Annotated in this window: 8 protein-coding genes and 1 pseudogene; 2 read left to right on the top strand and 7 right to left on the bottom strand. The window is 63.1% G+C overall.

The annotated features are described in order from the left end of the window. The 6 genes and pseudogenes from AYJ54_RS52305 to AYJ54_RS14340 all read right to left on the bottom strand — a co-directional run. Window positions 1-192, bottom strand: a pseudogene (locus AYJ54_RS52305) (protein norD); the annotation flags it as partial. A gap of 9 nt (window positions 193-201) precedes the next feature. After that, window positions 202-1014: a CbbQ/NirQ/NorQ/GpvN family protein gene (locus tag AYJ54_RS14360; RefSeq protein ID WP_063699544.1), complete on the bottom strand. Its 813-nt coding sequence runs from the start codon at window positions 1012-1014 to the stop codon at window positions 202-204. 61 nt (window positions 1015-1075) lie between these two features. Next, window positions 1076-2422 carry a cbb3-type cytochrome c oxidase subunit I gene (locus AYJ54_RS14355; RefSeq protein WP_063699543.1) on the bottom strand — a complete coding sequence of 449 codons (1347 nt, stop codon included), beginning with the start codon at window positions 2420-2422 and terminating at the stop codon, window positions 1076-1078. Between the two features lie 36 nt (window positions 2423-2458). Next, on the bottom strand, window positions 2459-2911 hold the full coding sequence (locus AYJ54_RS14350) for a c-type cytochrome (RefSeq protein ID WP_063699542.1): 453 nt from the start codon (window positions 2909-2911) through the stop codon (window positions 2459-2461). A gap of 114 nt (window positions 2912-3025) precedes the next feature. After that, entirely contained in the window at window positions 3026-3289 is a 264-nt protein-coding gene (locus AYJ54_RS14345) for a cytochrome C oxidase subunit IV family protein (protein WP_063699727.1), read from the bottom strand. Continuing rightward, complete coding sequence (locus AYJ54_RS14340; protein ID WP_063699541.1) at window positions 3289-3864, bottom strand: cytochrome c oxidase subunit 3 family protein; 576 nt, start codon at window positions 3862-3864, stop codon at window positions 3289-3291. Before AYJ54_RS14340 ends, AYJ54_RS14345 begins: the two co-directional genes overlap by 1 nt. A 177-nt stretch (window positions 3865-4041) precedes the next feature. Here AYJ54_RS14340 and AYJ54_RS51280 point away from each other — a divergent pair, with 177 nt between their 5' ends. Continuing rightward, complete coding sequence (locus tag AYJ54_RS51280) at window positions 4042-4197, top strand: hypothetical protein (RefSeq protein ID WP_201724188.1); 156 nt, start codon at window positions 4042-4044, stop codon at window positions 4195-4197. A gap of 104 nt (window positions 4198-4301) precedes the next feature. Then, complete coding sequence (locus AYJ54_RS14335) at window positions 4302-4727, top strand: cupin domain-containing protein (protein WP_063699540.1); 426 nt, start codon at window positions 4302-4304, stop codon at window positions 4725-4727. Between the two features lie 88 nt (window positions 4728-4815). Here the strand turns inward: AYJ54_RS14335 and AYJ54_RS14330 are convergent, their stop codons facing one another. After that, window positions 4816-6078, bottom strand: a complete 1263-nt coding sequence (locus AYJ54_RS14330) for a sensor histidine kinase (RefSeq protein WP_245329009.1) — start codon at window positions 6076-6078, stop codon at window positions 4816-4818. Window positions 6079-6218: the final 140 nt, after the last annotated feature.

The following is a 6218-nucleotide window of genomic DNA, read 5'->3' as shown; positions in this document are numbered from 1 at the left end:
CCGGCGGGCGCCGGCGCTGGCGATCTGAACCCCCGTCTCACCGCCGAGCGCGCGGAACATCACCGCGATCCGGCTGCGATGCTCCGCTAGCGACACCGCGTGCTCGGCATGAACCGGATAGCTCGCGGTGCCGCCGACCAGGCGATGCCAGGCGCGGCCGACGGTCTCTTCAAGCTCGAGGAAATCGAGCATCGCACCACCTCAGGAGATCACGGCGCGCGCGACGTCGAGCAGCGCCGCTTTGACATCGGCATCATCGGTCAGTGGCTCGATCATGCCCGCCAGCACGGCGTCGGTGATCGACGCTCCGGCTGCAATCAAGGTCGCGCAATAGACGACAAGACGAGTCGAAACGCCCTCCTCGAGGTCGTGGCCCTTCAATGCCCGCAGGCGACCGGCCAGCACGACCAGCGGCCGCACGTAATCGGGAGCGAGCCCGCTTTCGGCCGCCACCACCGCAATCTCCTGCTCCGGCGGCAGGAAGCCGAACTCGATGGCGACGAAGCGCTGCCGCGTCGACGGCTTCAGTGCCTTCAGCAGCGTCTGGTAGCCGGGATTGTAGGAGACCACCAGCATGAAGCTGTTCGGTGCCGCGAGTTCCTCGCCGGTGCGCTCGAGCGGCAGGATGCGGCGATCGTCGGTGAGCGGATGCAGGACGACGGTCACGTCCTTGCGCGCCTCCACCACCTCGTCGAGATAGCAGATGCCGCCCTCCCGCACCGCGCGCGTCAGCGGACCGTCGGTCCACACTGTGTCGCCGCCCCTGAGCAGATAGCGGCCCGTGAGATCGGCGGCGGTGAGATCGTCGTGGCAGGCGACGGTGTGGAGCGGCAACCCCAGGCGCGCCGCCATATGGGCGACGAAGCGCGTCTTGCCGCAGCCGGTCGGTCCCTTGAGCAGAACCGGCAGGCGATGACGCGAGGCATGCTCGAACAGCGCGCATTCATTGCCACTCGCGACATAGGCCGGAAGTTCGGGTGCAGGCGCCGTCACGGCGTGAAGTGCAGGTTTCATGATCTCTCTCCGGAATTCCTGAATGGACGGCCGCGCTTTCTTTGCGCGGCCGCCCTCGCGCCTATTCGGCGGGTTGCAACGCGCCCCGGATAGACGTCTGCTTCTCGCGGCCGGGCACCAGCACCGCCCAGACGAACATCAGCGCGGAGATGGCGACGAACACGCCGGAGCCGAGACGGATCCAGTAGAAGAACGCGAGCTGATCCTGCACGTCCATGTAGCTCTGGCCGAGCACGCGCTGGAGATGGACCTGGATCACGCCGGCGAAGGTCAAGGCGAAAGTCATGGTCATCATCGCCGTGCACATGATCCAGAAGCTCGCCATGCTGAGCCATTGGTTATAGGGCGCGCGCGCCCTGAGCTGCGGAATCGCATAGGCCATCACCGCGAGATTGAGCATCACATAGGCACCGAAGAAGGCGAGATGGCCGTGCGCTGCCGTCACCTGCGTGCCGTGGGTGTAGTAGTTCACCGAGGACAGCGTGTGCAGGAAGCCCCAGACGCCGGCGCCGAGGAATGCCATCACCGAACAGCCGACCGACCACAGCAGAGCGGCGCGATTGGGATGCTTGCGTCCGGCCTTCCAGGTCATCTGCACAGTGAAGATCACCATGGTGAAGAACGGGGCAACCTCCAGCGTCGAGAACAGCGAGCCGATCCACTGCCAGTAGCCGGGCGCGCCGATCCAGTAGAAGTGATGGCCGGTGCCGAGGATGCCCGAGAACAGGGCGAGACCGATGATGACGTAGAGCCACTTCTCCACCACCTCGCGGTCGATGCCGTTGAGCTTGATCATCAGGAAGGCGAGCACGGAGGCCATGATCAGTTCCCAGACGCCCTCGACCCAGAGGTGGACGACATACCACCAGTACATCTTGTCGACCGCGAGATTGGCCGGATTGTAGAAGGCGAACAGGAAGAAGATCGCAACACCCCACAGGCCGAACAGCAGGATGTTGGTGACGGTGGTCTTGCGTCCCTTGAGCGCCGTCATCGTCACGTTGAACAAAAACATCAGGCAGACGACGACGATGCCGACCTTGATGATGAAGGGCTGCTCGAGAAACTCGCGCCCCTCGTGGTAGTGGAAGAGATAGCCGACCACCGCGACACCGGCTGCACCGAAGAACATCCAGAACTGGATCTTCGCCAGCAGCGGGCTGAACAGCTCGGTCTCGGTCTCCTCCGGCAGCAGGAAATAAGTCGCGCCCATGAAGCCGATCAGGGACCAGACGATCAGGGCATTGGTGTGGATCATCCTGACGATGTTGAACGGCAGGATCACCGACAGGGTGTTGGGCAGGACGTAGATGGTCCCGGCGAGGACGCCGAAGGCGACCTGGGCGAGGAACAGCGTCAGCGCGCCGTAGAAGTACAGCATCGCGACTTTCTGGGTCTGATATTTCATCGATGTGCTCTCTGTCTTGAGATCGGATCGCGGGTGCTAGCCGGCCTTGTTCGGCGGCCAATCCTGGCGCTTGATCGTGCTCGTCCATTGCAGGAAGTCGGCGAGGTCGTTGAGCTCCTGGTCCGTGAGGTTGAATTGCGGCATCTGTCGCCGTCCCGGCGCGCCGGATGGCTGTGACTGCATCCAGGCCTTCAGCGTCTCGCGCGCACCGGCCGGATCTTCCTTGCCACCCCAGCGATCCCAGACATTGCCGACTTCGGGCGCGAAATAGGCACCCTCGCCGAGCAGGGTATGGCAATTGATGCAGGAGTTTTTCTCCCAGACATGCTTGCCGCGCGCGACCGACGCCGTCAGCGTCGTCGCATCGGTCGAGCTCGTGACCATGTAGTAGTGGCTGTGCGCCGTCAGCCCTATGAAGATGGCGAAGAAGAAGGCCGATCCGCCGTAGAAGACGTTTCGTGCCGCCGACTTGGTCAGGCGTTCAGCCATTGCCAATCCTTTCCGGTTTGAGTCGTGTTGAAGAGCGGTGCTGCGATTTATTGCCGGTCGGCGCGGCCCGTTCTTTGTCTGGGCGCAATGAGCGCGACGACCGAGGCGTCGCGGTCAGATCAGGTCGACGGCGGCGGAGGCGAGCCACGCAAACATCAGGACGATGAAGATCCAGGCGCTCACGAGACCGCGCCACAGCGCGGGCGCAGTACGCAGGTCGAGATAATCGAGCACGATCCGGCGCCCCTTTGCGGCAGCGAAAGCGAGCAGCAGGGCGTTGGCAAGCAGCGGCCGCGGCACGACCGATGGCACCAGGATGGTCGCGAGCGCGAGGCCGATCAGCACGATCCACGTCATGTCGAGACGATCGGGCGTCATCATCGCACCAGGTAGAGAATCGGAAACATGACGATCCAGATGAGATCGACCATGTGCCAGAACGCCGTTCCCGTCTCGACGAGGACCGCTTCGGCGCGGCGACAGACCACGGCAAGGATGACGATGCCTAGGCAGACATGCAGGAGGTGAAAGCCGGTCAGGAGAAAGTAGAGCGTGAAGAACGTGCTGCTTTCGAGGCCAATGCCGTGGCCGATCTCTCCACCGTATTCGAACACCTTGATCGTGACGAACAGGCCGCCGAGGACCATGGCGCCAACGAGCCAGCGGCGCGATGTCCGACTTTCTCCGGCCCGCGTGGACTTCGTGCCGCGGGCGGCCGCCCAGCCGCTGGTCACCAGGACCACGGTGTTGAGTCCGGCAAGTCGGGCATCCAGGACCGCCTGCCCTGACGCAAACATCGCAGGGTGGATCACCCGGGCGATCACGAAGGCGCCGAGGAACAGGCCGAAGGCGGCAAGCTCGCTGAAGATCAGCACCCAGATCATGGGATCGCCGGGGAGATCTTCCAAAATACCCCAGCCGGTCCCCTCTTGTTCGCACTCGGTTGCCCACATCTGCTCTCCGGATCAGGACACCGGCCAGCCTTAGCCCACACGTCCCGAACCGAATTTGTCGCCCGACAAACAAGATGACCGAGAGGAAGATGTTTGCCCCGGCGCAACGCCCGGCCGACCCGCCCGCCGTAGGAACGGTCGGGGCCTCGGAGTTCCAGGAAGAAGCGAACGACGATCATGAGCAATGCACAAATCGGGCTGCTGACTGCCACTCCCATCATCATCCTGTTCGCGGTGGCGCTCAGAAGAATGGGCGTGCTGTCGACCGTGGCGACGGCGTCTGCCGTCGGCGTGTCCGTCACGATCGCAGTGGTGCTCTTCACGACGCAGTAATCGCTGGGAGCAAAGCATCCGCTGCCCAGGCCTACAACAGCCCCCTTGGCTTATCGCCGAAACGCGATAGTGTCCGCTATCGCACCCGATCCGATGAGTTCGCCATGCCTGAGATCATCAATCTTGGCGCGCTGCAGCTGACCTTTCTACAGAGCAAGGACGACACCGCCGGTAGCCTCGATCTGTTCGAGATGACGCTGCAGCCGAACGCGCGCATGCCGATCCCTCATTATCACGATCGCTGGGACGAAACGATCTATGGACTGAGCGGCATCTCGACCTGGCGGATCGACGGAAAGGACATCGATGTCGCCCCAGGCGAGACCGTGTTCATCAGGCGCGGCTTGGTGCACAGCTTCACCAACCGTTCGCACCGACCGGCGACCTGCCTGTGCATGCTCAGCCCAGGCGTGCTTGGCCCGCAATACTTCAAGGAAATGGCCGCCCTGCTCACGGCCGGCACGCCTGACCCGGCAAAGATGAAGGAAACAATGCTGCGCTACGGGTTGGTTCCCGTGCTGCAGTCGTGAGGACAAACGCGGCGTGACACGATGGGAAAACGTAGGTGAAATTTCGGCCCTTCCCGCCCGCGTGTTCCGACTCAGCGGAAGGACGCGATCAATCGTCGCTGTCACCAGCCCGTCGGTCCGGAGCCATTCTTGGCAAAATGAGCTGAAACGTCGTGCCCTCGCCAGGCATGCTCTCGAGACGGAGCTGTCCTCCCAATCGATCCACGACGATGCTGTGGACGATATGCAGACCGAGCCCGCTGGCGCCGTCATGCCTGCGCGTGGTGAAGAACGGATCGAAGGCTCGCCGCTCCACGTCCGGTGCCATGCCACAGCCATCGTCGGCGAACAGCAGCTCGACATGCGCGTGGTCCGCCGCCCTCACCGAGACGTTGATGCTGCCCGTGCGGCCGCCGGAGAAGGCATGCGTCATCGAATTGACGGCGAGATTGGTCAGGACCTGACCGAATGGCCCGGGGTAGCTGTCCATGCCAAGATCGGGCTCGCAGCGGATGATGAGCGCGATGTCGCGCGTTCGCAGCTGCCGCTCGAATTGAGAGAGGACCTGGCCCGTCAGCTCGCCTGCGTCAAAGCTTCGCCGATATGACTCGGATTGATCGGCCGCCACCTGCTTGAAGGACTGAACGCGGTCGGCGGCACGGCCGAGATTTGTGACCAGTTGCGCCGACGCATCGCTGACAAGCTCCAGGAAGCTGGTCAGGGTCGAACGCCTGAGATTGCCACGCGCGACTTCCGCCGCAAACTGCTCGGCCTTGCGCTGGAGCGTCGAGGCAACCGTCAGGCTGCTGCCGAGCGGCGTGTTGATCTCATGAGCGACACCCGCAACCATTCGCCCGAGCGCAGCAAGCTTTTCCGCCTCGATCAACGAGTCCTGGATATCGCGCAAATGGCGAAGGGCCGTCTCGGCGGCATCCTTGGCGCTGCGGATTTCCCGCTCGGCGCGCTTGCGTTCGGTGATCTCCTCGGCAGCCACGTTGACCGCAACAATTTCACCCTCCGGCATTCGCAGCGGATGCCAATAGGTGACCCACGAGCGCTCATCGACCTGATCGGCACGTTGTCCCGCGACCTCGATGCCGATGACGGGTTCGCCCGTCGCGACGATCGAACGGACGATCTCTTCGACGGAATCTGCCAGAGCGGGCACGCAGTCCCTGACGGTATGCCCGAGATGACCCTCGACGGATATTCCGCAAATTTCGGTGAGACGCTGGTTGATCAGCAGGTATCGGCAGTCCGGCGACAGACAGGCAAGCCCGATCGGGGCGGTATCGTAGATCAGTTGCAACGCCGGCAATGTCGAGACCAGCATCACCTCCGAAGCCGGCGATGATCTCAGTGTACTCGTCACTCAAGTTCCCCGTGATCCCTTGCGTCAGCCGCATGAAATTAGCACGGGACTTGGCCGTCGGTTGATCTAAATCAACGATACACGTCGGCCGGGTTCCATCCCAGCCCGAGATAGAGGCGGAAAAACCGGCGCCGCCGGTT

The sequence above is a fragment of the Bradyrhizobium centrolobii genome (genome assembly GCF_001641635.1).
GTDB classification, from domain to species: Bacteria; Pseudomonadota; Alphaproteobacteria; order Rhizobiales; family Xanthobacteraceae; genus Bradyrhizobium; species Bradyrhizobium centrolobii.
The sequence above is the reverse complement of the archived record's forward strand: the minus strand, read 5'-3'. Positions and strand labels throughout refer to the sequence as shown.